Origin of the sequence: Pseudomonas sp. 8O (assembly GCF_902506495.1) — a bacterium.
In the GTDB taxonomy this organism is placed as follows: domain Bacteria; phylum Pseudomonadota; class Gammaproteobacteria; order Pseudomonadales; family Pseudomonadaceae; genus Aquipseudomonas; species Aquipseudomonas chaetocerotis.
On record NZ_LR733264.1, the window covers coordinates 335,606 to 360,594 of the forward strand.

At 61.8% G+C, this 24,989-nt stretch carries 23 protein-coding genes and 1 riboswitch; of the genes, 13 read left to right on the forward strand and 10 right to left on the reverse strand.

Going from position 1 to position 24,989, the window contains the following annotated elements:
• Window positions 1–73: 73 nt before the first annotated feature.
• Window positions 74–1,192 (forward strand): glutamate 5-kinase, encoded by a 1,119-nt coding sequence (proB, locus tag GV002_RS04410; protein WP_160017224.1) that lies wholly within the window; start codon window positions 74–76, stop codon window positions 1,190–1,192.
• Between the two features lie 18 nt (window positions 1,193–1,210).
• A complete protein-coding gene (locus GV002_RS04415) occupies window positions 1,211–1,672 on the forward strand; it encodes a CreA family protein (RefSeq protein ID WP_160017225.1) in 462 nt (153 codons plus the stop codon).
• Between the two features lie 103 nt (window positions 1,673–1,775).
• Here GV002_RS04415 and mqo read toward each other — a convergent pair whose 3' ends face one another.
• Both mqo and GV002_RS04425 read right to left on the reverse strand, forming a co-directional pair.
• A complete protein-coding gene (gene mqo / locus GV002_RS04420; RefSeq protein WP_160017226.1) occupies window positions 1,776–3,275 on the reverse strand; it encodes a malate dehydrogenase (quinone) in 1,500 nt (499 codons plus the stop codon).
• A gap of 461 nt (window positions 3,276–3,736) precedes the next feature.
• Complete coding sequence (locus GV002_RS04425; protein WP_160017227.1) at window positions 3,737–3,967, reverse strand: hypothetical protein; 231 nt, start codon at window positions 3,965–3,967, stop codon at window positions 3,737–3,739.
• Window positions 3,968–4,133: 166 nt separating this feature from the next.
• On the opposite strand from GV002_RS04425, the gene GV002_RS04430 reads away from it, so the two are divergent.
• A complete protein-coding gene (locus tag GV002_RS04430) occupies window positions 4,134–4,718 on the forward strand; it encodes a YajG family lipoprotein (protein WP_160017228.1) in 585 nt (194 codons plus the stop codon).
• 61 nt (window positions 4,719–4,779) lie between these two features.
• Here GV002_RS04430 and GV002_RS04435 read toward each other — a convergent pair whose 3' ends face one another.
• Window positions 4,780–4,986 (reverse strand): hypothetical protein, encoded by a 207-nt coding sequence (locus GV002_RS04435; protein ID WP_004424534.1) that lies wholly within the window; start codon window positions 4,984–4,986, stop codon window positions 4,780–4,782.
• Between the two features lie 274 nt (window positions 4,987–5,260).
• Here GV002_RS04435 and GV002_RS04440 point away from each other — a divergent pair, with 274 nt between their 5' ends.
• On the forward strand, window positions 5,261–5,536 hold the full coding sequence (locus GV002_RS04440; RefSeq protein ID WP_160017229.1) for a hypothetical protein: 276 nt from the start codon (window positions 5,261–5,263) through the stop codon (window positions 5,534–5,536).
• 64 nt (window positions 5,537–5,600) lie between these two features.
• On the opposite strand, the gene GV002_RS04445 is transcribed toward GV002_RS04440, so the two are convergent.
• Window positions 5,601–6,764, reverse strand: a complete 1,164-nt coding sequence (locus tag GV002_RS04445; protein ID WP_160017230.1) for a 1-acyl-sn-glycerol-3-phosphate acyltransferase — start codon at window positions 6,762–6,764, stop codon at window positions 5,601–5,603.
• Between the two features lie 99 nt (window positions 6,765–6,863).
• Here GV002_RS04445 and GV002_RS04450 point away from each other — a divergent pair, with 99 nt between their 5' ends.
• Genes GV002_RS04450 through GV002_RS04460 form a run of 3 tightly spaced genes read left to right on the forward strand, consistent with a single transcriptional unit; the run spans window position 6,864 to window position 7,951 of the window.
• Window positions 6,864–7,046 carry a CPXCG motif-containing cysteine-rich protein gene (locus tag GV002_RS04450; RefSeq protein ID WP_160017231.1) on the forward strand — a complete coding sequence of 61 codons (183 nt, stop codon included), beginning with the start codon at window positions 6,864–6,866 and terminating at the stop codon, window positions 7,044–7,046.
• Window positions 7,046–7,306 (forward strand): putative signal transducing protein, encoded by a 261-nt coding sequence (locus GV002_RS04455; RefSeq protein WP_160017232.1) that lies wholly within the window; start codon window positions 7,046–7,048, stop codon window positions 7,304–7,306. Before GV002_RS04450 ends, GV002_RS04455 begins: the two co-directional genes overlap by 1 nt.
• Before the next feature lie 27 nt (window positions 7,307–7,333).
• A complete protein-coding gene (locus GV002_RS04460; RefSeq protein WP_160017233.1) occupies window positions 7,334–7,951 on the forward strand; it encodes an SOS response-associated peptidase in 618 nt (205 codons plus the stop codon).
• Window positions 7,952–8,045: 94 nt separating this feature from the next.
• Here GV002_RS04460 and GV002_RS04465 read toward each other — a convergent pair whose 3' ends face one another.
• Window positions 8,046–10,196 (reverse strand): methyl-accepting chemotaxis protein, encoded by a 2,151-nt coding sequence (locus GV002_RS04465; RefSeq protein ID WP_160017234.1) that lies wholly within the window; start codon window positions 10,194–10,196, stop codon window positions 8,046–8,048.
• A 194-nt stretch (window positions 10,197–10,390) separates the two neighbouring features.
• On the opposite strand from GV002_RS04465, the gene GV002_RS04470 reads away from it, so the two are divergent.
• On the forward strand, window positions 10,391–11,212 hold the full coding sequence (locus GV002_RS04470) for a M48 family metallopeptidase (RefSeq protein ID WP_160017235.1): 822 nt from the start codon (window positions 10,391–10,393) through the stop codon (window positions 11,210–11,212).
• Between the two features lie 53 nt (window positions 11,213–11,265).
• Here GV002_RS04470 and GV002_RS04475 read toward each other — a convergent pair whose 3' ends face one another.
• From GV002_RS04475 to GV002_RS04490, 4 genes are all read right to left on the reverse strand, one after another.
• Window positions 11,266–11,709, reverse strand: a complete 444-nt coding sequence (locus tag GV002_RS04475; protein ID WP_160017236.1) for an ester cyclase — start codon at window positions 11,707–11,709, stop codon at window positions 11,266–11,268.
• 106 nt (window positions 11,710–11,815) lie between these two features.
• Entirely contained in the window at window positions 11,816–12,397 is a 582-nt protein-coding gene (locus GV002_RS04480) for a TMEM165/GDT1 family protein (protein ID WP_160018874.1), read from the reverse strand.
• A 27-nt stretch (window positions 12,398–12,424) separates the two neighbouring features.
• A riboswitch (yybP-ykoY riboswitch) is annotated at window positions 12,425–12,612 on the reverse strand.
• Between the two features lie 37 nt (window positions 12,613–12,649).
• A complete protein-coding gene (locus GV002_RS04485; RefSeq protein WP_160017237.1) occupies window positions 12,650–13,645 on the reverse strand; it encodes a class I SAM-dependent methyltransferase in 996 nt (331 codons plus the stop codon).
• Between the two features lie 125 nt (window positions 13,646–13,770).
• Window positions 13,771–14,736, reverse strand: a complete 966-nt coding sequence (locus GV002_RS04490; protein WP_160017238.1) for a 2-hydroxyacid dehydrogenase — start codon at window positions 14,734–14,736, stop codon at window positions 13,771–13,773.
• A gap of 79 nt (window positions 14,737–14,815) precedes the next feature.
• Here GV002_RS04490 and GV002_RS04495 point away from each other — a divergent pair, with 79 nt between their 5' ends.
• Entirely contained in the window at window positions 14,816–15,445 is a 630-nt protein-coding gene (locus GV002_RS04495) for a LysE family translocator (protein ID WP_160017239.1), read from the forward strand.
• Window positions 15,446–15,488: 43 nt separating this feature from the next.
• Here GV002_RS04495 and GV002_RS04500 read toward each other — a convergent pair whose 3' ends face one another.
• Complete coding sequence (locus GV002_RS04500) at window positions 15,489–16,664, reverse strand: thiolase family protein (protein ID WP_160017240.1); 1,176 nt, start codon at window positions 16,662–16,664, stop codon at window positions 15,489–15,491.
• A gap of 190 nt (window positions 16,665–16,854) precedes the next feature.
• On the opposite strand from GV002_RS04500, the gene GV002_RS04505 reads away from it, so the two are divergent.
• The 4 genes from GV002_RS04505 (at window position 16,855) to GV002_RS04520 (ending at window position 24,900) form a co-directional block, all read left to right on the forward strand.
• Window positions 16,855–18,537 (forward strand): fatty acid--CoA ligase, encoded by a 1,683-nt coding sequence (locus GV002_RS04505; protein ID WP_160017241.1) that lies wholly within the window; start codon window positions 16,855–16,857, stop codon window positions 18,535–18,537.
• Between the two features lie 217 nt (window positions 18,538–18,754).
• Window positions 18,755–20,608 (forward strand): DUF1302 domain-containing protein, encoded by a 1,854-nt coding sequence (locus tag GV002_RS04510; RefSeq protein ID WP_160017242.1) that lies wholly within the window; start codon window positions 18,755–18,757, stop codon window positions 20,606–20,608.
• 32 nt (window positions 20,609–20,640) lie between these two features.
• Window positions 20,641–22,008, forward strand: coding sequence for a DUF1329 domain-containing protein (locus GV002_RS04515; RefSeq protein WP_160017243.1), 1,368 nt, complete (start codon window positions 20,641–20,643; stop codon window positions 22,006–22,008).
• A 150-nt stretch (window positions 22,009–22,158) separates the two neighbouring features.
• Entirely contained in the window at window positions 22,159–24,900 is a 2,742-nt protein-coding gene (locus GV002_RS04520) for a LuxR C-terminal-related transcriptional regulator (RefSeq protein ID WP_160017244.1), read from the forward strand.
• The last annotated feature ends 89 nt before the right edge of the window (window positions 24,901–24,989 follow it).

The window sequence follows — 24,989 nt, forward strand, 5'->3', positions numbered from 1 at the left end:
CTAACGCCGCTTAATTGCGGCGTTTTTGTAGGTGGGGTGGACCCCATCATTTTCTGGCTAAGGTTGGAAGATCATGCGTGACAAGGTGACCGGCGCGCGGCGCTGGGTGGTGAAGATCGGCAGTGCGCTGCTGACCGCCGACGGGCGTGGCCTGGATCGTGCTGCCATGGCGGTGTGGGTCAAGCAGATGGTCGCGCTGCGTGAGCAGGGCGTGGAACTGGTGCTGGTGTCCTCCGGCGCTGTGGCGGCCGGTATGAGCCGCCTGGGTTGGACCAGCCGACCCAGTGCGATGCATGAGTTGCAGGCCGCTGCCGCCATTGGCCAGATGGCCCTGGTGCAGGCTTGGGAGTCGAGCTTTGCCGAACACGGTCGCCGTACCGCACAGGTGCTGCTGACGCACGACGATCTCTCCGACCGCAAGCGCTATCTCAACGCGCGCAGCACCTTGCGCACCTTGGTGAATCTCGACGTGATCCCGGTGATCAACGAGAACGACACCGTGGTCACCGATGAAATCCGCTTCGGCGACAACGACACCCTGGCCGCGCTGGTGGCCAACCTGGTGGAAGCCGATCTGCTGGTGATCCTCACCGACCGCGACGGCATGTACAACGCCGACCCGCGTCACAACCCCGATGCCGAGCTGATCTTCGAAGCCCGCGCCGATGACCCGGCACTGGATGCCGTGGCCGGTGGCGTCGGCGGTGCGCTGGGGCGTGGCGGCATGCAGACCAAGTTGCGCGCCTCGCGTCTGGCTGCGCGCTCTGGCGCGCATACGGTGATCGTTGGTGGTGCCATCGAGCAGGTGCTGGCGCGACTCAAGGCTGGCGAACGTTTGGGCACGCTGCTGGCCCCCGAGCGTGGCTTGCTGGCGGCGCGCAAGCAGTGGCTGGCGGGTCACCTGCAGACCCGTGGCACGCTGGTGCTGGATGCCGGCGCGGTCAAGGCGCTGAGCCAGGATCGCAAGAGCCTGCTGCCGGTCGGCGTGAAGGCTGTGCAGGGTAGCTTCCGCCGTGGCGAGATGGTGGTCTGCGTATCGCCTGACGGCCGTGAGATCGCGCGCGGCCTGGTCAACTACAGCGCGCTGGAAGCACAGAAGATCATTGGCCAGCCATCCGATGCCATCGAGAAGCTGCTCGGCTATGTCGATGAGCCGGAGCTGGTGCATCGGGATAACCTGATTCTGGTTTAGAGGCGAAAGGAGCAAACCATGCGTCTGTTCAAGGGATGTCTGCTGGGCCTGCTGATGCTGCCCGGCCTGGCACTGGCCGAAACCATTGGTGAAGTGTCGACGGTGTTCAAATGGGTCGGGCTCAACGACAAGATCGTCGTCGAGGCCTTTGATGATCCCAAGGTGGACGGTGTGACCTGCTACCTGTCGCGTGCCAAGACCGGCGGGGTGAAGGGTGGTCTGGGTCTGGCCGAGGATCGTGCCGAAGCGTCCATCGCCTGCCGCCAGGTCGGCCCCATTGCATTCAAGGGCACGCTCAAGGACGGGGAGGAGGTGTTCAAGGAGCGCACTTCGCTGGTGTTCAAGACCATGCAGGTGGTGCGTTTCTTCGACAGCAAGCGCAACACGCTGGTGTATCTGGTATACAGCGACCGGGTGATCGAGGGTAGCCCGCAGAATGCGGTGACAGCCATTCCGATCCTGCCCTGGGGCCAACCGTAGGGTGCGCCGTGCGCACCGAACATCCCATGCATGAAGGTGCGCAAGGCGCACCCTACGTCTAAAAGAAAACCGCCCCGAAGGGCGGTTTTTTCATGCGCCATGATCAGGCGCTGGGGGTATCCAGCTGCAGGCGCTGGTTCGATTGCGTTTGCACTTCGTGGTAGCGCTCGGCGTCCTTGGACAGAACATCGGCCATGGCCGGGAAGATCTCGTCCAGCTTGCTGCGCCAGTCGTCGCTCTTGGCCTGCTCGGGGAAGCAGCGGTGGATCAGGTCGAGCATGATCGACACGGTGACCGAAGCGCCCGGCGAGGCGCCGAGCAGAGCCGCGATGGTACCGTCGGCTGCAGCCACCAGTTCGGTGCCGAACTGCAGCACGCCGCCGTTCTTGCTGTCCTTCTTGATGATCTGCACGCGCTGGCCAGCGACTTCCAGGCGCCAGTCCTCGGCCTTGGCTTCGGGGTAGAAGCCGCGCAGGGTGTTCAGGCGCTGCTCCTCGGACTGCATCACTTCCTTGATCAGGTAGCGGGTCAGGTCCAGGTTGTCGCGCGCCACCGCCAGCATCGGCCCGAGGTTGTTGGGGCGTACCGACAGCGGCAGGTCGAGGAACGAGCCGTGCTTGAGGAACTTGGTGGTGAAGCCGGCGTAGGGGCCGAACAGCAGGGATTTCTTGCCATCGACCACGCGGGTATCGAGGTGCGGCACGGACATCGGTGGCGAGCCCACGGCAGCCTGGCTGTAGACCTTGGCCTGGTGCTGTTTGACGATTTCCGGGTTGTCGCAACGCAGCCACTGACCACTCACCGGGAAGCCGCCAAAGCCTTTGCCTTCCGGGATGCCGGACAGTTGCAGCAGCGGCAGCGCGCCGCCGCCAGCACCGAGGAAGACGAACTTGCTCTTGAGCTTGCGCGTGGCGCCGGAGCGGGTGTCCTTGATGTCCACCAGCCAGCCTTCACCGTCGCGCTTGAGGTCGGTGACCTTCTGGTTGCAGGTGACCTTGGCGTCGGGCTGGGTAGTCAGGTAGGCGAGCATCTGCTCGGTGACCGCACCGAAGTTGACGTCGGTACCGGCCTGCACACGGGTCATCGCCAGCGGCTCGTTGCTATCGCGGCCCGGGATCAGCAGCGGCGCCCATTCGGCGATGGTGGCGCGATCCTCGGTGTACTCCATCTCGGTGAAGGCGTGATGCTGGCGCAGCGCCTCGAAACGCTTCTTGAGGAAGGCGATTCCGCTGTTGCCGCGCACGAAGCTCATGTGCGGGACCGGGTTGATGAACGTTTTCGGCGAGTTGATCGCGCCTTTTTCGATCAGGTAAGCCCAGAACTGCTTGGACTCCTCGAACTGGGCATTGATGTTCACCGACTTGTTGATGTCGATGCTGCCGTCTGCGCCTTCCGGGGTGTAGTTCAGCTCGCACAGCGCGGCGTGACCGGTGCCGGCGTTGTTCCAGGGGTTGGAGCTTTCCACTGCGCCGGACTCGCGCAGCTCTACCACTTCCAGCGTGATGCCGGGGTTGAGTTCCTTGAGCAGCACGCCCAGGGTCGCGCTCATGATGCCAGCGCCAACCAGCACCACATCTACGCTTTGGTAATCGTTATGCGCCATTAACCTCTCTCCAAGAAAACTGCACCAGATGGACGGCCGTTCGGCCTTTCAGGGCGATACCGGCAGACTCAGGCGTAATGCCCTGTCGTTCGGCGGGGAGGGTCAAGGCTGGGATTTGCGGACGCAAAACTGTTCATTTGTTCGCCACACTCTTGTGAAGTTGTAAAAACCGTTTTTTCACGCTCTTTTGGAGCGGTGAACCTCAAAAGCTCGACTGCCTCGGCACGCTTTTGCCCGTGCAAATCATGCAACGCATGGCTGCTATCGGCTCTGCATATGGGCTGAAAGCGGCTGGCCGGAAGCGGCAGCTCGAAGTGGGCGACTCTCTGGGGCGGGGCGATGACGTTGCATCGGCGAGGTCGTGCGGCCCGATCAGGAGACGTCCTTATAATCGGGGCGCGATTATAACGGTGAATGAGGGGAAATTGGTCGCCCCTGCGTGACTTTTATTCTTCCGCCGGTCAGGCCGCCAACGGGCGAGCGGCTGGTGCGTGTGTGACGACCGGGGTGATCCGGGCACCGGCGGGCAGGTGGCAGCCCAACCAGGTGATGCTCGGCTCGTGAACTTCCACCCAGCCAGCCTGGCTCGGGTGTTCCTGCATCTGCCGCAGGGCGCGGCAAAGACCCTCACCATCGATCAGGGCAAAGTGGCGTATCGGGCGAGCGCGGCTGAACAGGCGGCGCAAAAGCATGGCGAAGGCTCCAGCGAATTGACAGGTGCCTTTATGCCAGGGCGCGGTGACAGGCTGATGACAGGAACCGCGACGCTGTGCTGACGGTCCTATGCGGCAATACTGTCGGCCTCAGGCCGCGGTGGGTATACTGCCGGCCACTTTTACCTCACTCGGAGAGATGAGCATGCTGCACCGTGCGTTGATCGCCTTGCTTGCTGCCGCCAGCCTGACTCTGGCCGGTTGCGCCCTCAGCCCTCAGCAACTCACCCCGCAACCCAAGCTCACCAGCTCGCTGACCGCTGTGGGTCAGGGCCAGCCGGTGGTGGTGCGCGTGGTCGACGGCCGTCCTTCGCCGGTGCTTGGCACCCGCGGCGGCCTGTATCCGGAAACCAGTTCCATCAGCGTCAGCCCCGAATATGTGCTGCCCAGACTGCAGGCTGAGGCCGAGGCTGCTGTACGTCTGCTTGGCTTCACCCCGTCGGCCAACGCCTACAACGCGCCGCAGTTGACCATCACCCTGGCGGAACTGAAGTATCAGTCGCCCAAAGAGGGTATGTACGTCACCGAGGCAGATGTCTCGGCCTCCATTCGTGCCGACGTGCAAGGTGGCAGCCGCCGTTATACCGGCCGTTACGGTGCCTCGTTGAACCAGCGCTTCGGCACCGCACCGAATCAGCAGACCAACACCAAGCTGGTGGGTGACGTGCTCAGCGACGCGCTGACCCGCGCGTTCAAGGACCCGACCATCGGCCAGGTTCTGCTTCAGTAATTGCTGGCGACGCTACGAAAAACGCCCCGCATTGCGGGGCGTTTTCATTTGCCCTGGGGCTTCATGCCGCTTCCGCGTAGAACTCTGGCAGGCTCATGCCGGTACGGTTGTCGATGTCCGGCAGGTCGTAATGCTCATGGCCGCCAAGGGCGCAGTACACCAGCCAGTGCTGGTCCTGCACGTTGAAGGAGAGTTCGTCGACCACGGCGTCCACTTCATCCAGCGAGTCGATCAGGTAATCGCGATCCAGCGGTTGTGAATTAAGCATGGCAGGTCCTCCAGGGACGTTGGGTTTTGGCTCCAGTAACAGTCGTGACTGTTTGGTCACTATTGGAGATACAAACCCTAGGCCAGGCATATGACAGTTTTCAGACGATTTCGGGATAGCGGGCCGCGTTCGTCGGAAACGAACCTTATAAAAGCGCTATTTCAGTACACTGCGCGACGACTTTTCGAGGGCTGAGACGCACCGTTTCTCGGTCGAAATCCCCATTCTGGTGCAGTGGCGAGGTTGCTGCACCATGCTGTTCCCGAGGTGTTGCATGTCGCTGCAGGTGTTGTGGTCGCTGTTCCTCGCCCATCCGGCCGGAGCGGTCAATTCGTTGGCATTGTTCTTCGCTGTAGCGGGTGCCTGGCTGTGTCTGATGACCCGCGTGCGTGAGCAGCGCGGCATGGCGCGAGTGCTGGCTCAGGGCGAGCTGGATGAAGCCGAGATTCAGGACGAGCGCACCGTGCGGATCAATCGCTTCTTCTATCGTTTCGGTGCCGTCTGCCTGGGCGCAGCCCTGATACTGTCCTGGGCCAGCACGCGGCTTTGATGCTTGAGCGATAAACGAAAACGGCAGCCTGATGGCTGCCGTTTTCGTTTGTAGCGCAGGGTTTTTACAGGGGGAGCCCCGCCTTGATCCGGTACTGGTTCCGCACCGGATTGGCGTACTGAAGAATCAGGAATGGTTTTTCTTCGGCGCTGCAGGCGACCAGGCGTTTGTTCCACTGAGCTTCGGCCTTGGCCAGTTCCGCGGCATCGAACATGTCGCTTGCCGCTGGCACGTTCAGCTCGGCCTCGCGGCCTTCCCACATGGCGTAGGCCAGGTAGTGTACGGGGAACAGGCGATACTGGCCGAGAATGTGACGATCCATCTCCTGTGCAAGCTGCTTGGTGTCTTCCAGGCCAGCGACAGGCGGACTGAAGTGCAGGTGCACGCGCCCTTTGTAACCGGTGATGCCCAGGGCGATGCTGGCGTCGTCTTCGCCCGGCGCCTTGGTGTAGCTGCCTGTGGTGGCACGCACGCACAGTTCGCGGGCCTTGGCCAGGTCGCAAGGATCGTACTCGTAGCTGATCGACACCGGGATCAGGTTCAGCGACGCGATCACGTCTGCGAACGGCTCGTCCTTGCGGCTCATGTGGAACATCTTGAGGATTGCCGAGTCGGTACGGTCGTCACCGTCCTTGGCGCGGCCCTCGGCCTGGGCGATCCAGATCGACTCGCCATCTTCGCGAATCGAGTGGTTGATATAGGCCGAGAGCAGTTGATAGGCCGCCAGCTTCTCGCGTCGCCCGCTGATCGAGCGGTGCACGATGAAACTCTTGTTCAGGCGCATCAGGTCGCTGACGAAGGGACGCTGCAACAGGTTGTCGCCGATGGCGATACGTGGCGTCTGCAGGCCGGCATGGTAGACGGCGTAATTGACGAAGGCCGGGTCCATGACGATGTCGCGGTGGTTGGCCAGGTACAGGTAGGGCTTGCCGGGCTGCAGGTGTTCCAGGCCGGAATAGCTGATGCCATCACTGGCGTGCTCGATGGTGCGGTCGATGTAGGGCTCGATCTTCTCTTGTAGCTTGGTGACCGAATCGACGCTGGCGAACTCGCTGCGCAGCCGTGCGGCGATCAGCGGCTTGAGCAGCCAGCCCAACGGCCCGGCCAGGCGCGGGAAGCGAAAACGGGTGAGGGTGCCGAGAAACGCCGGGTCGGCAAGCAGGCGCGCCAGTACGGGGCGCACTTCTGCATCGGCATAGGGTCGGATGGCATCGAATGCGCCCATCATGCTCTCTTGTTCTAGAACGGCTAAGGTTGAAAGGGTGTCTGCTTAAACAGGGTGAGCAGTAGACCGGCGATTATACCGCCAAGTCACAAGGAGGCCGCGATGCTGGAAAGCGAGTCATATTATTGCCCTTATTGCGGCGAACCGGCCGAGGCGCTGCTGGATCTGTCCGGCGGGGACCAGTCTTACATCGAAGACTGTCCGGTATGCTGTCGGCCGATTCAGTTCGAGTTGCGTACGGACGGCACCGAATGGGAGTTGGACGTTCGCGGGGAGAACGACTGATGCAACGAATCTACGAACCGGAAAACCTCCTGGAAGGGCAGATGCTGCTGGACATGCTGGCCAGTGAGGGCGTCGAGGCGCACCTGCTCGGGCAGCATCTGGTCGGCGCGGTGGGTGAGTTGCCGGCATGCGGGTTACTTGGTTTGGTCGTCGCTGATCCTTACGCCGAGCGGGCGCGTACGCTGATCGCTGAGTACAATGCGGCGCAACCTGTGCCTGGCGATGAGCCAGAGTCCTTTCAGGGCGTGTTGCTCTGTTGACGCGCCCCCTGCCTGTCGAGTCGTGTCATGTGTGGACGTTATGCCCTGTTTCGCTGGTCGCCCGCTTTTGCGGCGTTGCCCGGTTTTCCCGCTGACCAGAAGCCCCACTGGAACCTGGCACCCAGTGGCCAGGTGCTGATGCTGCGCGCTGGCGAGCAAGGGCTACACGCGGCAGCGGCGCGTTGGGGGCTGACGCCGGCCTGGCTCAAGGATCTGTCCAAGACGCCGGCCCATGCGCGTGCCGAAACCCTGGCCGAGCAGCCGATGTTCCGCGAGCCCTTTCGTCAGCGCCGTGCGCTGCTGCCGGCCAACGGCTTCTATGAATGGCGCGGGGGCGCACGCAAGCGGCCTTACTGGATGAGCAACGGTGACCCGCTGATGTATTTCGCGGCGTTGTGGGAGCTTTATCCGGTGGGCGGGCAGGAGTACCTGAGCGTGGCGTTGATCACTCAGGAAGCCGCTACGCTTCGGCGGCCGTTGATTCTTGGTGAACACGAACAGGCATTGTGGTTGAGCAATGACACGCCGCCGCAACAGCTGACAGCTTTATTGGCCAAGCCGCAGATAGCGTTGCGTGAGCGCGCGCTGGCAACGCTGGTCAATGATCCACAGCTGGATGCGCCGGAGTGCCTGACGCCGGCTTGAGCTTGCGTGGGGTGTCGCGGTACAGCCGGGGTTGGGCGCACTGCGACTGATGCGAAAGCGGTTCGCGCGGCGCACCCCACTGGCGGTGACCCCCTCACACCTTGAACTGGTTGATCAGCCTGCGTTGCTGTTCGGCCAGCTTGGTCAGTTGGGCGCTGGCCTGACTGGCTTCGTTGGCGCCGCCGGCCACCTCGTTGGCGACCTGGCCGATGTTGGTGACGTTGCGGTTGATATCCTCGGCCACGGCGCTCTGCTCCTCTGCCGCGCTGGCGATCTGCGTGTTCATGTCATTGATCACCGACACCGCCTGGGTGATGGACTCCAGCGATTGAGCGGCCTGGTTGGCGTGCTCCACGCTGTCGTCGGTCTTGCTCTGGCTCTGCTCCATCACCTTGACCACTTCGCGCGTGCCTTGCTGCAGCTGCTGGATCATGTTCTGGATTTCTTCGGTGGCTTGCTGGGTCTTCTGCGCCAGATTGCGCACCTCGTCGGCGACCACGGCGAAGCCGCGACCCTGTTCACCGGCGCGGGCTGCCTCGATGGCGGCATTGAGTGCCAGCAGGTTGGTCTGCTCGGCAATGCCGCGAATGGCGATGAGGATGGCGTTGATGTTCTCGCTGTCCTTGGCCAGGTTCTGCACCACGCCCACAGCGCGGCCGATCTCGCTGGCCAGGGCGGCGATGGCCGTGGAGGTTTCCTGTACCACCTGCTTGCCCTGATTGGCCGCGCGGTCGGCGTGGTTGGCCGCCTCGGCAGCATGAGTGGCGTTGCGCGCGACGTCCTGGGCGGTGGCAGTCATCTCATGCACGGCAGTGGCCACGAGTTCGATCTCGGCCAGTTGCTTCTGTACACCCTGGTTGGTGCGGATGGCGATGTCGGCAGTGTGCTCGGAGGAGTCGCTGACCTGCTGCACCGACGTCACCACGGAGGCAATCATGCTTTGCAGCTTGCTCAGGAAGGCGTTGAAGCCGGCTGCGATCTGTCCGAGTTCGTCCTTGCGATCAACTTGCAGGCGCACCGTCAGGTCGCCGTCGCCTTTGGCAATGTCATCGAGCATGCCGACCATCTGCCGCAGCGGACGGGCGATGCCGTAGCCGACGAACCAGATCACCAGCAGGCCCAGGCCGGCGATCAGCAGTCCCACCAGCGCCATGCCCAGCGTGTCGCCGTTGCGTTGGGTGACAAGCTCAGCCTGTAGTTGGCGCAGGTCAGCCATCACAGTGTCCAGCGGCAGCACCAGCATCAGCACCCAGCGCGTGTCAGTCTGGCCGATGGTGAAGCTGAGAAACAGCTCGATGTGGCTGTCGGCGGGATCATCCTCGACATGCACGTCGTATTTCGGCAGCCCTGGCTGCAGGCTGCTCAGGTTGGCCAGCTCATTGGCGTCGAGCAGCTCGGTGGCGGGCTCACCGAGTTTTTCCGGCGCCTGGGTCGAGGCGACTATGCGGCCATTGCTGGCGATCAGGGCGATCTCGCCGGCGCCGCCATAGAGCAGGGCGTCGGCCTTGACCAGCAGTTCCTGAATGAAGTTGACCGCCAGGTCGGCGCCGGCGATACCACGAAACTCGCCGTTGACCAGAATTGGCGAGGTAAAGGAGGCGAGCATGGTCATCTTGCCGCCGACATCGTAGGGAGCCGGATCGATCACGCAAGGGCGTTTACGTTCCTTGGGGCACAGGTAGTACTCGCCGGCGCGCACACCGGTCGGTAGTAGCTCCTCGCTTTCGGTCGAGCCAATGGCATCGACACCAAGGCTGCCGTCGGCATTGCGGTACCACCAGGTCAGGAAGCGGCCGGTGCCGTCGTAACCATTCTCCTTGCTGCCGGCATACATATCGTCGCTGGCGTCGAAGGCGTTTGGTTCCCAGCCCAGGTAGCTGCCGAGCAGTTTGGGATTCTGTGCTGTGGTTTCATGTACCAGGTTGGCAAGTTCTTCGCGGCTGATGCTGAGCAGTGGGCTACCGCCGGTATCGGTCATGCCGAGCATGGCATTGACCCGCGCCAGATCGGCTGTGATCTGCAGGGGCGCTTCCAGTTCTCGCTGGATCTCGCTGACCTGAGCCTGCGCCAGTGAGGAAAGGCGCTGTTCGATACTCTGCTCGAGCAGTGCCTGGGTGCGTTGCTGTACCAGATTCTGGGTTCGGTCGCTGGCGAACAGGGCGTAGAGCACCAGCGCCGCGACCACCGCCAGCACACTGGCTCCGGCGAGAAATGCGACGGAAAACTGGATCGACTTGAACTTCATGGGAGCTCCCGAGCGCAGTGTGTCCTGTTACGGGCTATCGGCCGTGGCAGGGAAAAACCTTAATGGGCTGATGCGAAACATCTGGCTGCTGCTGCATTCAGCAAAGATGGCGCACGGCCATCGCGCAAGTGACGCGGTTGCTCGTACTACCTGGGCGGCCTAGCATAGGACGTTCGATTCAAGGAGGTGGCTCGATGAACAAGGTTCTATATCTGAGTGGCTTGGCGGTGGCGGTGCTGCTGGCTGGTTGTCAGGCCGTCAATACCACCAGTGGTGGTGCGGTTGGTGTGGAGCGCAAGCAGTACATGTTCAGCATGCTGTCAGCCGAAGAAGTCAATCAGATGTACGCGCAGTCCTATCAGCAAACGCTGAGCGAGGCCTCGGGCAAGGGCGTGCTGGACAAGAGCAGCGCTAACGCCAAGCGTCTGCAGACCATCGCCGGTCGTCTGATTCCGCAGGCGCCGCGTTTTCGTCCGGATGCGGCCAACTGGCAGTGGGAGGTCAATCTGATCAAGAGCCCCGAGCTCAATGCCAACTGCGGTCCGGGCGGCAAGATCATTTTCTACAGCGGCATCATCGAGCAGCTAAAGCTGACTGACGATGAAATCGCCGCGATCATGGGCCACGAGATGGCGCATGCCCTGCGTGAGCACAGCCGTGAGGCTATGTCCAAGGCTTACGGTATCGAGGTGGCCAAACAGGGCGCCAGTGCCTTGCTCGGACTGGGTGAGAGTGGCATGGCACTGGCCGATACCGTGGTGCAGTACAGCCTGACCCTGCCCAACAGCCGGGGTAACGAGAACGAAGCCGACCTGATCGGTCTGGAACTGGCTGCCCGTGCGGGTTACAACCCGAATGCGGCCATCAGCCTGTGGCAGAAGATGGAGGCCGCCGGTGGTGGTGCGCCGCCCGAGTTCATGAGTACTCACCCATCGTCCAGCAGTCGAATCGCTGCACTACAGGCGGCGATCCCTAAGGTGATGCCGCTGTACGAGCAGGCCAGAGCCGGGCTTTAATTTCGGACCAAGGAACGGCGCGACGTGATGGCTCACGGCGCGCCGTTTGCGTTTCAGGGCAGGGCGGTTTCGGCAAGTGGGCGGGTTTGCAGGCCCAACTGGGCGCGGAAGCTTTCCATGTCGAACATGGTGCAGATTTCCTGGACTTCGTTAGCGGGGGTGAGCGTCCAGAACGCCATGGCCGAGATGCTCAGCACCTTGTCGCTGGGCGGGTAGCCCAGCGCCGGTTTCTGGATGGTGCCTATCAGCGTGCTCCAGGTCACCACCTTGTAGCCCTCGGCGATGCACTCCTCGACCACCACCTGCAGGTCCGGCATTGCAAGGCGGATTTCCTGCACCATCTGCACGAAGCCGGCGCTGCCAAGTGGCCGGCCAATGAATGAGCTTTTATAGAGAAAATCGCGGCTGTGCAGTTGTTCAGCCAGCGCCAGGCGTCCCTTGTTCCAGGTCAGGTCGATGTGCTGGCACACCACCTTCTTGCGATCATCCAATGACATGCTGCCCTCCTGACTGCAGGCCTGAACCAGTGATGTGGCACTTTAGCATCAGGCAGGAGGGGGCTGGGATTGGCCGAAGTGCCGGTCTGTTGACGTCGGCGATTCGTCAGGTCAGGCCGCTCAGCTTCAACGCCTGGTAGCCGGCATAGATTGCCAGAGCGGCGAAGGCGCAGGCGGCCAGACGCCGGATCAGGGTCAGCGGCAGGCGATCGGCCGCGAAATTGCCCGCCAGTACCACCGGCACGTTGGCGATCAACATGCCCAGGGTGGTGCCGACCACCACCAGGATGAAGTGCGGGTACTGCGCGGCCAGCATCACGGTCGCGACCTGTGTCTTGTCGCCCATCTCGGCGAGAAAGAAGGCGATCAGGGTGGTGAGGAAGGGGCCGTATTTCTTCAGGCCGGATGCCTCGTCGTCGTCGAGTTTGTCCGGTACCAGGGTCCAGGCTGCCACGGCGACGAAACTGGCAGCGAGAATCCAGCTGAGAGTGGCGGGGGAGAAGAAACTGGCGACCCAGTTACCGACTGCGCCAGCGGCGAAGTGGTTGGCCAGGGTGGCGACGACTATGCCCCAGATGATCGGCCAGGGTTTGCGAAAACGGGCGGCCAGCAGCAGGGCGAGCAACTGGGTCTTGTCACCGATTTCGGCGAGAGCAACGATCAGGGTGGGGACGAACAGCGATTCCAGCATCAGGTTTCCTACAGGGGGCGGGTCAACACGGCTTATGACACGAACGACCTTCCCGCCCCGGGTATAGGTTGTGCGTGTCATAGGTCTTGTCAAACCGCAGGCCTCTCTGTGAAGGCCTTGGGTCGTATACGCCATGCTCTGCGGAGCAAGTGTGTTGACGTATACCGGGCGAGCAGGGCGCTCGCGGGAGACTACTCCCCTAGGACGGGCGCAATTGTGCCCAAGCGCCGCGTTGGGAGCAACCTCAATTCAGCGTCTGGCGCTGTAGATGCGGAAGCCGTCGGCGTCTGCCAGGGTGCGGCAGGGGCCGAGATGACGTTCGATCAGTGGCGGGTATTTGAGGAAGCTGTTGGCCACCAGGCGTAGCTCGCCACCTTTTACCAAGTGGCGAGCCGACTGGCTCAGCAGGTTCTCGCTGGCCTGGTAATCGGTGTGTACACCCTGATGGAACGGCGGGTTGCTGACGATGGCGCTGAGTCCCTCGGGCGCCGATTCGATGCCCGTGCCGGCGATCAGGTGGGCTGACAGGCCATTGCGCGCGAGGGTCAGTCGGCTGCTTTCCAGTGCGAAGGCGTCGACATCCAGCAGGCTCAGCTCGCTGTCTGGATAACGTCGTTTGAGCGCGGCGCCGAGCACGCCAGCGCCGCAGCCGAAGTCGAGCATGTGGCCGCTGGGCAGTTCATCCAGGTGCTCCAGCAGTAATGCGCTGCCGCGATCCAGGCGGCCATGGGCGAATACGCCGGGCAGGGTAACGATCTCCAGTGCGCCGTCAGCCAACTGCAATGGATAGCTCTGCGCCAGAGCGTGCAGGTCCGGTACTGCTGGCGCCTGTTCCACCTCGACGCACCAGAGTTGGCAATGTCTCGCGCTGTCGAGCTTGCGCGGCTTGCCATGGACGGCCAGCTGTTTCGCCGCGCGTTCGATACCGCCACGTTTTTCACCGACCAGGTACAGCGTTTTGCCTGCCAGGCGTGAGGCCAGTGTTTGCAGCAGGTAGTCAGTCAGCTCGCGTGACTTGGGCAGGAACAGCACAGCGGCGCGGTAGTCGCCTTCCGGCATGCGTGTGTCAAAGTGGCTGCGACCGGCAAAGCGCGCAGCGAGCAGTGCCTGATCGCCCGCATTCCAGTTCCAGCCATGTGCCTGCGGCAGGGCGCCAAGCAGGTCGTCAGCCGGCAGACCTGCCAGCAACAGCTCGTCACTGAACAGCTCGGCCTGGCGCAGGAGAACTTCGCTTCGCGGGTCCATGGTGCTTCCTGAAATCTGTGATGCGGAAAAGTAAGAGGGGCGGGAGCGATCTCGGCTCGCGAAATCTGGGCATCGCTGTTAACGCGCAGTGCTGGCCCGTCGCTCCCTGAAAAAAGCTGCGCAGCTTACCCGACGACTCGCAGCGGCGCACCGGCGAAGAAACCAGCGGCGTTTTCCACGACCTGGCCGACGATGCGCTGGCGCGCTTCCTGGCTGCCCCAGGCGCTGTGCGGGGTGACGATCAGGCGGGGAATGTCGGCAGCCAGCAGCGGGTTGCTGTCCTTCGGCGGCTCCTGCAGCAGCACGTCGGTCGCCGCGCCGCCCAGATGGCCACGGCGCAGGGCATCGGCCAACGCCTGTTCATCGACCAGACCGCCGCGTGCGGTATTGATCAGGAAGGCGCGCGGCTTCATCAGTGCCAGCTCCTCGGCGCCGATCATGTTGCGCGTCTGTTCGTTGAGCGGGCAGTGCAGGGTCAGGGCATCGACCTGGGGCAGCAGTTCGTGCAGCGGCAGGCGATCGGCTCGCGCCGGGCGGCCGGGCAGTTGGCCAAGCAGCACGCGCATGCCGAAGGCTTCGGCCAGACGGGCGACGGCGCCGCCCAGTTCGCCATGGCCGAGCATGCCCAGAGTCTTGCCTTCGAGTTCGACGATGGGGTGATCGAGCAGGCAGAACTGGCTGGCCTGCTGCCAACGACCGGCGGCGATGTCGCGCTGGTAATCGGGCAGGCGCGTGGCCAGGGCAAGCAGCAGCATCAAGGTGTGTTGTGCCACGGACGGGGTGCCGTAGCCCTGGCAGTTGCAGACGGTCACGCCATGGGCACTGGCGGCTTTCAGGTCGATGTTGTTGGTGCCGGTAGCGGTTACCAGAACCAGTTTCAGGTCAGGGCAGGCGGCGAAGGTGGCGGCGTCCAGCGGCACCTTGTTGCTGATGGCGACCTGGGCACCTTGCAGGCGTTCGGCGACCTGATCCGGACGCGTGTGCGCGTGCAGGGTCAGCTCGGCGAACGCCTGATGCAGCGGTTGCATGTCGAGGTCGCCAAGGTCGAGGGAGGCATGGTCGAGGAAGACGGCGCGTGGACTGTTGCTCATCAGCTGTACCTTTTCGCAGGAGGGTCGCAAGAGTAGATTGGCGAGCCTACCAGACCTTCAGCGTCGATGCGGAGCCACCATGTACTGGACTGAATTTCTCACCGTTGCCCTGATTCACCTACTGGCGGTGGCCAGTCCGGGGCCGGATTTCGCCATTGTCGTGCGCGAGAGCGTTGGTCATGGTCGCCGCGCAGGACTGTTCACGGCCTTCGGCGTGGGCACCGGGATTCTGGTGCACGTCACCTATTCGTTGCTCGGTATTGGCCTGATCGTGTCGCAGTCCATCGTCCTGTTCAACGCGCTGAAATGGCTGGCAGCTGCTTATCTGCTGTATATCGGCATCAAGGCCCTGCGCGCGCGCCCGGCCGACCCGGCCAGCGCCGAGCTGAATCTGGCAGCAGGCGAGCGCAGCGGGCGTGGCGCCTTCGTCACGGGGTTCATCACCAATGGCCTGAATCCCAAGGCGACGCTGTTCTTTCTTTCACTGTTCACCGTGGTGATCAATCCGCATACCCCGGTGGCCGTTCAGGCCGGCTATGGTCTCTATCTGGCCTTGGCCACGGCTTTCTGGTTCTGCCTGGTGGCCTGGCTGTTCAGCCAGCCACGCGTGCGCGCCGGTTTCGCCCGTTTGGGGCATTGGTTCGATCGACTGATGGGGGCGGTACTGGTGGGGATCGGTGTGAAGCTGGCGCTGACCGAAATGCGTTAACGAAAGAGCCCCGCAACTGCGGGGCTCTTTCGTGAGGGCTGGCTTACAGCAGTTCGATGGCCACTGCGGTGGCCTCTCCGCCACCGATGCACAACGACGCGACCCCACGCTTGCCGCCCTTTTTCTGTAGCGCGTTGATCAGGGTGAGGATGATCCGCGAACCGGTGGAACCGACCGGATGACCCTGGGCGCAAGCACCGCCGAACACGTTGACCTTGGCATGGTCCAGGCCGTGTTCGCGCATGGCCAGCATGGTCACCATGGCGAAGGCTTCGTTGATTTCGAACAGATCGATCTCGTCCTTGCTCCAGCCTGTCTTCTTCAGCAGGTTGCTCATGGCGCCGATGGGCGCCAGGGTGAACTCGCTCGGGTCCTGACTCTGGGTAGCATGGGCAACCACCTTGGCCAGCGGCTTGAGACCGCGCTTGGCGGCTTCATCAGCGGTCATCAATAGCAGCGCGCTGGCGCCATCGGAAATCGAGCTGGCGTTGGCGGCGGTGATGGTGCCGTCTTTCTTGAAGGCAGGTCTGAGCGCAGGAATCTTGTCCAGGTTGGCCGTCAATGGTTGCTCATCATCCTTGACCACCACTTCGCCCTTGCGCGAGGTGACGGTGACCGGAACGATTTCAGCGTCCAGCGAACCGTCCTTGATCGCCACCTGCGCGCGGCGCAGCGATTCGATGGCATAGGCGTCCATTTCCTCGCGGGTGATGCCGTACTGGTCGGCCGTTTCCTGAGCGAAGGAGCCCATCAGGCGACCTGTGCGCGCGTCTTCCAGGCCGTCGAGGAACATATGGTCCTTGATTTCGCCATGACCCATGCGCAGGCCGGTACGCGCTTTCTCCAGGACATAGGGCGCGTTGGACATGCTTTCCATGCCGCCGGCGATCATTACCTGGTTGCTGCCGGCCTTCAGCGAGTCGAAGGCCATCATCACCGCCTTCATGCCCGAGCCGCACAGCTTGTTGATGGTGGTGCAACCGGTGGCAGAGGGCAGTCCGGCATTGAGCGACGCCTGGCGGGCCGGACCTTGCTTGAGGCCAGCGGGCAATACGCAGCCCATGATCACTTCCTGCACGTCGGCTGGCTCGATACCGGCGCGCTTGACTGCCTCACGAATGGCGGCAGCGCCCAGCTCGACAGCTGGTACGCTGGCCAGGCTGCCCTGAAAACCGCCCATGGGAGTACGGGCGCCGCTGACGATGACGATATCGGACATGGTGTTACCTCGAACGAAAGTGTGGCTCGGTGAAGTCTTTTTCTAGACTGGCGTGTTGATCTGATTCTACCCTGTGACCAAAAGTGGCCATAGGGTCACGTGGCAAATCATTCTTTGGGCTGATTTCGCTATGCAGGAGCCGCTCTAGAGTCGCTGCATACCTATTCCTCGCGTGCCTCAAGGTGACTTCATGCTGCAGACTCGACTGATCCCTCCCGCCAACAACGCCCACGCCTATCCGTTGCTGATCAAGCGCCTGCTGCTCTCCGGTAGTCGTTACGAGAAGACCCGCGAAATCGTCTATCGCGACAAGCTGCGTTACAGCTATGCGACCTTCAACGAACGTGTCGCGCGCCTGGCCAACGTGCTCAGCGAGGCAGGGGTCAAGGCCGGCGATACCGTGGCGGTCATGGATTGGGACAGCCACCGCTATCTCGAATGCATGTTCGCGATTCCCATGCTCGGCGCGGTGCTGCACACCATCAACATTCGCCTGTCGCCGGACCAGATCCTCTACACCATGAACCACGCCGAAGACCGCTTCGTGCTGGTCAACAGTGAGTTCGTGCCGCTGTACAACGGCATTGCCGGGCAACTCACCACTGTCGAGAAGACCCTGCTGTTGACCGATGGCGAAGACAAGAGCGCCGAACTGCCAAACCTCGTTGGCGAGTACGAGAGTCTGCTGGCCGCAGCAAGCCCGCACTACGACTTCGCCGATTTCGATGAGAACTCGGTGGCTACGACCTTCTATACCACTGGCACCACTGGTAATCCCAAGGGCGTGTACTTCACTCATCGGCAACTGGTGCTGCACACCATGTCCATGGCAACCACCATGGGTGGCCTGGACAGCATTCGCCTGCTTGGCAACGACGATGTCTACATGCCGATTACGCCGATGTTCCACGTGCATGCCTGGGGCGTGCCGTACGTGGCCACCATGCTTGGGGTCAAGCAGGTATATCCCGGCCGCTACGAGCCGGACATGCTTTGCCGTCTGATCAAGGAAGAGAAAGTCAACTTCTCGCACTGCGTCCCGACCATCCTGCAGATGGTGCTGAGCGCGCCGGGGGCTCAGGGCCATGATTTCGGTGGAATGAAAATGATCATTGGCGGCAGTGCGCTCAATCGCTCTCTTTACGAGGCGGCCAAGGCGCGCGGCATCCAGCTGACCGCGGCCTATGGCATGTCCGAGACCTGTCCACTGATCTCCTGTGCCTATCTCAACGAAGAGTTGCGTGCGGGGGGGGAGGACGAACGCACCACTTACCGTATCAAGGCCGGTATTCCGGTGCCGCTGGTTGAGGCCGCGATCATGGATGCGGACGGCAAATTACTGCCGAGCGATGGCGAATCCCAGGGCGAGCTGGTGCTGCGTGCGCCCTGGCTGACCCAGGGCTATTTCCGTGAACCCGAGAAGGGCGAGGAACTCTGGGCCCACGGCTGGCTGCACACCGGCGATGTGGCGACCATCGACGGTATGGGCTTCATCGAAATCCGCGACCGAATCAAGGATGTGATCAAGACCGGTGGCGAGTGGATTTCCTCGCTGGAGCTGGAGGACCTGATCAGCCGTCACGCTGCGGTGCGTGAGGTGGCGGTGGTGGGGGTGCCCGATCCGCAGTGGGGCGAGCGCCCGTTTGCGCTGCTGGTACTGCGTGAAGAACAAGGGCTGGATGCCAAAGACTTGAAGGAACATCTCAAGCCTTTCGTCGAGCAAGGCCACATCAACAAGTGGGCGATTCCCACGCAGATCGCCCTTGTTACTGAAATTCCCAAGACCAGCGTCGGCAAACTGGACAAGAAGCGCATTCGCGTCGAAATCGCCCAGTGGCAGGAGGCTGGCAGCGCGTTCCTGTCCACGCTGTGAGGTGCGAACTGGCTGGGCGGTGAAAGTGACCGCTCAGTCAAACAAGCGTTTGGCTTGCTAATTGCTGTTTCACGTCCATGCTTGGCTAGGGGCAGGGCCTGAAACCTGCGAGCCAGAGTGCCTGGGGGCTGCAAATCACACTTTCGAGGGATCAAGCAGTACCACCTGCTGGCTATAGTCCAAGCATCCATAACAAAAAACACATGGAGTAGCGTCGATGACAACAAAAACAAAACCCTACTGGCGCCTGGCAAAACTGCCGCTGGCCGTCAGCCTCGCTTCCACCCTTGCCGCTCCGGCATTCGGCGTCACTTTCAATATCGGCGAGATCGAAGGGCAGTTCGACTCGTCGCTGTCGGTCGGTGCTAGCTGGTCGACCCAAAGCGCGGATAAAGACCTGATAGGCGTGAACAACGGTGGTCGTGGTCTGTCGCAGACCTCCGATGATGGTCACCTGAACTTCAAACGTGGTGAGACCTTCTCGAAAATATTCAAGGGTATTCATGACCTTGAACTGAAATACGGTGACACCGGCGTATTCGTGCGCGGAAAGTACTGGTATGACTTCGAGTTGAAGGATGAAAGTCGTCAGTTCAAGGACATCAGCGACAGTAATCGCAAGGAGGGCGCCCAGTCCTCTGGCGGTCAAATACTCGATGCATTTGTCTATCACAACTATGCAATTGGTAACCAGCCTGGCTCCGTACGCCTGGGTAAGCAGGTCGTAAGCTGGGGTGAAAGTACCTTTATCGGCAACAGCATAAACTCCATCAACCCAATTGATGTGTCAGCGTTCCGTCGTCCTGGTGCGGAAGTCAAGGAAGGTTTGATTCCAGTTAATATGTTTTACGTCTCGCAGAGCCTGACAGACAATCTTTCTGCTGAGGCGTTTTACCAAATCGAATGGGATCAGACTGTTATCGACAACTGCGGTACATTTTTTTCCCAGGCAGATATTGCCGCTGACGGATGCGATGACAATCTTCGAGTGTTGAACAAACGTTCCACTTTGAGCGGTCCTGCGCTTGCGGGATTGTCCGCCTTTGGCGTCGATGTAAACGAAGAAGGTGTTCGTGTAGCTCGCGCAGGTGATCGCGATGCCCGTGATAGTGGTCAGTGGGGTGGTGCCTTCCGCTACTTTGCCGAAAATATCGACACGGAATTTGGCCTTTACTTCATTAACTACCACAGTCGTGCGCCGATTTTCAGTGCTACAGGCGCACCTGCATCCCTTTACACAGCTGTGGCAGCTAGTCCGCTTGCTCCGCTTATCATTGCCGGTAATTCCTCTTACTTTATGGAGTACCCAGAGGACATCCAACTTTACGGCCTTAGCTTCTCCACCACGCTACCTACGGGAACTGCTTGGAGTGGCGAGTTCAGCTACCGTCCCAATGCGCCAGTGCAATTAAACAGTACAGATATTCTGTTCTCTGGCCTGACGCCTTTGCCTGGTCGTAGTGGGGTATCTTTGCTGCAAGGGGTTCCTGGGCAGGATCAGCATGGCTATCGTCGCAAAGAGATAAGTCAGTTCCAGACGACCTTTACTCACTTCTTCGATCAGGTCATGGGTGCATCTCGCTTGACTCTGGTGGGTGAGATTGGCGTTGTTCATGTTGGAGGCCTGGAGAGCAGTTCAGATGTTCGCTACGGGCGTGATCCCGTTTATGGTCCGGGACCTCTCGCCGGTGCAACTTGCCAAGGGTTGAACGCCAGCACCGTTGCTGGTGCGGGAGCCGGCGCTTCTTCGGCGAACGTTTCTAAGTACTGTGAAGACGATGGTTTTGTCACCAGTACTTCCTGGGGCTACCGCGCCCGGGCCATTTGGAACTACCCGAACGCTATCGCCGGCGTCAACCTGAACCCCAGCGTCGCCTGGTCTCACGACGTAGATGGTTATGGCCCCAATGGACTGTTCACCGAAGACGCCAAAGCGGTCAGTCTGGGTCTCAACGCCGAGTACCAGAACACTTACACGGCCGACCTGTCGTACACCAGCTTCTTCGGCGGCAAGTACAACACCTCGGTTGACCGCGATTTCGTCGCGCTCAGCTTCGGTATGAACTTCTAAGCGGCCAGGAATTTCGAGGAATCATGATGCAAATGAAAACAACAAAAAAACTGTGGCAAAGCGGTGTCCTGACCCTGTCTCTGCTGGCGACCAGCGTGATGGCGGCAGTGTCGCCCGACGAGGCGGCGAAGCTGGGCAACACCCTGACTCCAGTCGGTGCCGAGATGGCAGGTAATGCCGATGGTTCGATCCCGGCCTGGACCGGCGGTTTGCCGGCCAACGCCGGTGCGGTCGATCCACGTGGCTTCCTGGCCGATCCGTTCGCCAACGAGCAGCCGCTGTTCACCATCACCGCGCAGAACGTCGACCAGTACAAGGACAAGCTGACCCCCGGCCAGTTGGCGATGTTCAAGCGCTACCCGGAAAGCTACAAGATGCCGGTTTTCCCGACGCACCGTTCGGCCAGCCTGCCGGCTTCGGTGCTGGAGGCGACCAAGCAGAACGCGGTGAATACCAGGATGGTGGAGGGCGGCAACGGCCTGGAGAACTTCCAGACCGCCAACCCTTTCCCGATCCCGCAGAACGGTCTGGAAGCGATCTGGAACCACATCACCCGCTACCGCGGTGGCAGCGTGCGTCGTCTGGTGACCCAGGCGACGCCGCAAGCGAACGGTTCCTACTCGCTGGTCTACTTCCAGGACGAGTTCACCTTCCGTGATGCGCTGACCGACTTCGATGCGAGCAAGGAAAGCAACGTACTGTTCTACTTCAAGCAGCGTGTGACGGCTCCGTCGCGTCTGGCCGGTAACGTACTGCTGGTGCACGAAACCCTCAACCAGGTGAAGGAGCCGCGTCTGGCGTGGCTGTACAACGCCGGTCAGCGTCGCGTGCGTCGTGCTCCGCAGGTGTCCTACGACGGTCCGGGTACCGCCGCTGACGGTCTGCGTACTTCCGACAACTTCGACATGTACAACGGTGCGCCGGATCGCTACGACTGGCAGCTGGTCGGCAAGAAGGAGATCTACATCCCCTACAACGCCTACAAGCTGGACTCGCCGAGCCTGAAGTATGCCGACATCATCAAGGCTGGCCACATCAACCAGGACCTGACTCGTTACGAGCTGCACCGCGTATGGCACGTGACCGCGACCCTGAAGTCGGGCGAGCGTCACATCTATGCCAAGCGTGACTTCTACATCGACGAAGACACCTGGCAAGCCGCTCTGATCGACCACTACGACGGCCGTGGCACCCTGTGGCGTGTAGCTGAGGCGCATGCCCAGTACTACTACGACAAGCAAGTGCCGTGGTACACCGTGGAAACCCTGTACGACCTGCTGTCTGGTCGCTACCTGGCCCTGGGTATGAAGAACGAGGAGAAACAAGCCTACGACTTCAACTACAAGGCGTCTGGCAGCGATTACACCCCGGCTGCTCTGCGTCAGGCTGGCGTTCGCTAAAACCTGCCTCAGGCAACACGACGAAGCCGGCCTTGTGCCGGCTTTTTCGTTACGGACTGTAGCGGGCGCTTCAAATGGCCATTGCAAGTCGCTAGGCTGGGTTCAGATCGAGCCCGCCGGTGCATATAGAAGACTTCCAAGAATAGGCCGATGACAGATTTCTCCCGCTCGCCAGGTTTTCCCTACACGCCGGCCACACCGGTTGAAGCGCGTTTCTATCGTCCGCCACTACCGGCAGGACATATGCCGCGGCCCAGGCTGTGTGAGCGTCTTGAGGAGGGCCTGCAAGGGCGATTGCTGCTGGTCAGTGCGCCAGCAGGTTTTGGCAAAAGCTCACTGGCCATCGAGTTCTGCGAACGACTACCCGATCACTGGCACAGCCTCTGGCTCGGGCTGAGCGAGCGCGATCATGATCCGGGGCGATTCCTCGAGCGTCTCCTGAATGGGCTGCAGCAGTTCTACCCTGGCCTCGGCGAGGAAGCGCTCGGGCTGCTGAAGATGCGCCAGCGCCATCAACCCTTCGCATTCGAGCAGTGGCTTGACGGTTTACTCGATGAGCTGACCCAGCAACTCGATGATGGTCAACCACTGTTGCTGGTGCTGGACGACTACCATCTGGCGCAGGGGCCGGTGCTGGATCGTTGTCTGCAATTCTTCCTCAACCATTTACCACCTGGTGTGCTGCTGTTGGTCACCAGTCGTCAGCGACCTGACTGGCACCTGGCGCGCTTGCGTCTGTCGCGACAGTTGCTGGAGCTCAACGAGCAGGATCTGCGTCTGACGGCTGCCGAGCTGGACGCGCTGTTGGCAAGTCAGGGCGCGCGCCTCGAGAAGGAGCAGGTCACCGGGATTCTGCAGCGCAGCGAGGGATGGATCGCTGGTTTACGCCTCTGGCTGTTGGCTGTCGAGGAACTGGCGGAAGCTGGCGAGGTGCTTCAACTGCACGGTGGTGAAGGGCTGATCCGTGAATACCTGCTCGAGGAAGTCATCGAACGGCAGCCCGCCGAGGTGCAACAGTTCCTTTATGACACCGCCTGCATGGAGCGCTTCTGCGCTGAGCTGTGCGATGCGGTTCGTGACAGCCATGACAGCGCCGCAATCATCCGTCATCTGCAGGCCAATCAGGTGTTTCTGGTGCCGCTTGATGAACAGGGGCACTGGTTTCGCTATCACCACCTGTTCTCCGACTTGCTCAATGCGCGCTCTGCCGACGGATTGAGTCGTTCGCACGGTAGCGCCCACCTGCGTGCCTGTCGCTGGTTCGCTGCGCAAGGCATGCTGGATGCCGCCATCGAGCAGGCGCTGCTGGCGGGGCAGGCCGACGTGGCCGCCAGCCTGGTGCAGAACCTGTCCGAGGAGCAGATGCTGGCGGAACAGAACATCGCCATGCTGCTGCGCTGGAAAACCAATCTGCCGGACGATCTGCTGGCCAGCACACCACGACTGATCATGCTCTATGGCTGGGCACTGGCATTGGCCTGCCAGCTGGATGCCGCCCAGGAACTGCTTGATCAGCTCGCACGCTTCCTGCCGGCTGCCGAGCCTGCCGCCCAGCGCAGTCTACTGGCGCAATGGCAGGCACTCGATGGGGTCATCGCCCGTGGCCGTGGCGATGGAGCGCGCGCCGAACTGCAATGCAGCGAGGCCTTGGCTGGTTTACCGGCGGAGCGTTACGGTCCGCACTTCATGTGCCTGTCAGCGTTGTCCAACCTGGCCATGGTGCGTGGCGATCTGTGGCGTGCGCGTGGGCTGAACCGCGACGCCCTGGAGCTGGCGCAGCGTATCGACAACCCTCTGCTCGAGGCGCTTGCCCATTACGAGCGCGCCCGCGTGCTGCAGGCCCGTGGTGAGGTGCTGCGCGCGCAGGAGGAGGTGCATCAGGGATTGCTGCTGGTGCAGCGTCTGCCGGCGCAGCGTAGTTACTCGGTGCGGGCGCGCTTGACGATTTATGAGGGCTATCTGCTCAGTCTGCGTCTGCAGCCTCAGGCCGTGGAGCGCTTACGGGGGGGGATTGCCGAAGCCAGGGCTTGCCGCGACGTCGGTGCGTTGATTGGCTATTGCGTGCTGGTCAGCCTGGAAGGGCGTGATGGACGGCCCGCCGAGGCGTTTGCCCTGCTGGGTGAGGCCGAACGTTTGATGCATGTCTGGGATGTGCCGGCGATCTACTACCTGGCGATGATCACGCTGATCAAGTGCGAGCTGTGGCTGCGGCAAGGACAGGTCGAGTTGGCTGCTGCCTGGTTGCCTCAGTTGGCGGAGACCTATGGTGAGCAGGGGCGGGCACTGGCGCCGGAGTTTCACCCGCAGCTGGCGTTGCATATCGATCTGCAGCAGGCGGCTCTGGAGCGCTTGCAGGGCGAGCTGGGGCATGCAGAGCGCCGTCTGCGTGCGTTGCAACAGCGTGCACAGGGGCTGGGTGGTCAGTTGGTCGCCCTGGCGGCACAGGCGCAGCTCGCCCAGTTACTGAGGCAGACTGGGCGAGAGCGGGAGGCGCAGCAACAGCTCGATAGTTGTCTGGATCTCGCTCAGGGTGGTGCGCTGCTACCTTTCATCGAGCTGTTGCAGCATCAGCCGCAGTGGCTGCGCGAGCGTCTGCTGTTGCGCTCGGAGTGTCCGCTGCGCGACGCGCTGCTCGCCCAGTTGCCGGTCAGTCGGGAGGCGGGCGAGGAGGAGGTCGCAGAGGCGGGCGCCCTGGCGGAAAAACTCAGTGGTCGCGAGTTGGCCGTGCTGCAGTTGATCGCGCGCGGCTGTTCCAATCAGGAGATCAGCGAGCGTCTGTTCATCTCCCTGCACACGGTCAAGACCCATGCCCGTCACATCAACAGCAAGCTCGGCGTCGAGCGGCGCACTCAGGCGGTAGCGCGGGCCAAGGGCCTCGGTCTGCTGCGCTGATCTGGGCGTTGCAGCAGCCGATCAAGACGGTGCTTGGCTCAACCTAGGTTGGGCGGTGTTTGGCGCCCACTCATGCTCTGATCACGGAT

Coding starts and splice junctions, on each gene's coding strand:
- proB (WP_160017224.1), top strand. CDS start 74: ATGCGTGACAAGGTGACCGGCGCGCGGCGCTGGGTGGTGAAGATCGGC.
- GV002_RS04415 (WP_160017225.1), top strand. CDS start 1,211: ATGCGTCTGTTCAAGGGATGTCTGCTGGGCCTGCTGATGCTGCCCGGC.
- mqo (WP_160017226.1), bottom strand. CDS start 3,275: ATGGCGCATAACGATTACCAAAGCGTAGATGTGGTGCTGGTTGGCGCT.
- GV002_RS04425 (WP_160017227.1), bottom strand. CDS start 3,967: ATGCTTTTGCGCCGCCTGTTCAGCCGCGCTCGCCCGATACGCCACTTT.
- GV002_RS04430 (WP_160017228.1), top strand. CDS start 4,134: ATGCTGCACCGTGCGTTGATCGCCTTGCTTGCTGCCGCCAGCCTGACT.
- GV002_RS04435 (WP_004424534.1), bottom strand. CDS start 4,986: ATGCTTAATTCACAACCGCTGGATCGCGATTACCTGATCGACTCGCTG.
- GV002_RS04440 (WP_160017229.1), top strand. CDS start 5,261: ATGTCGCTGCAGGTGTTGTGGTCGCTGTTCCTCGCCCATCCGGCCGGA.
- GV002_RS04445 (WP_160017230.1), bottom strand. CDS start 6,764: ATGATGGGCGCATTCGATGCCATCCGACCCTATGCCGATGCAGAAGTG.
- GV002_RS04450 (WP_160017231.1), top strand. CDS start 6,864: ATGCTGGAAAGCGAGTCATATTATTGCCCTTATTGCGGCGAACCGGCC.
- GV002_RS04455 (WP_160017232.1), top strand. CDS start 7,046: ATGCAACGAATCTACGAACCGGAAAACCTCCTGGAAGGGCAGATGCTG.
- GV002_RS04460 (WP_160017233.1), top strand. CDS start 7,334: ATGTGTGGACGTTATGCCCTGTTTCGCTGGTCGCCCGCTTTTGCGGCG.
- GV002_RS04465 (WP_160017234.1), bottom strand. CDS start 10,196: ATGAAGTTCAAGTCGATCCAGTTTTCCGTCGCATTTCTCGCCGGAGCC.
- GV002_RS04470 (WP_160017235.1), top strand. CDS start 10,391: ATGAACAAGGTTCTATATCTGAGTGGCTTGGCGGTGGCGGTGCTGCTG.
- GV002_RS04475 (WP_160017236.1), bottom strand. CDS start 11,709: ATGTCATTGGATGATCGCAAGAAGGTGGTGTGCCAGCACATCGACCTG.
- GV002_RS04485 (WP_160017237.1), bottom strand. CDS start 13,645: ATGGACCCGCGAAGCGAAGTTCTCCTGCGCCAGGCCGAGCTGTTCAGT.
- GV002_RS04490 (WP_160017238.1), bottom strand. CDS start 14,736: ATGAGCAACAGTCCACGCGCCGTCTTCCTCGACCATGCCTCCCTCGAC.
- GV002_RS04495 (WP_160017239.1), top strand. CDS start 14,816: ATGTACTGGACTGAATTTCTCACCGTTGCCCTGATTCACCTACTGGCG.
- GV002_RS04500 (WP_160017240.1), bottom strand. CDS start 16,664: ATGTCCGATATCGTCATCGTCAGCGGCGCCCGTACTCCCATGGGCGGT.
- GV002_RS04505 (WP_160017241.1), top strand. CDS start 16,855: ATGCTGCAGACTCGACTGATCCCTCCCGCCAACAACGCCCACGCCTAT.
- GV002_RS04510 (WP_160017242.1), top strand. CDS start 18,755: ATGACAACAAAAACAAAACCCTACTGGCGCCTGGCAAAACTGCCGCTG.
- GV002_RS04515 (WP_160017243.1), top strand. CDS start 20,641: ATGAAAACAACAAAAAAACTGTGGCAAAGCGGTGTCCTGACCCTGTCT.
- GV002_RS04520 (WP_160017244.1), top strand. CDS start 22,159: ATGACAGATTTCTCCCGCTCGCCAGGTTTTCCCTACACGCCGGCCACA.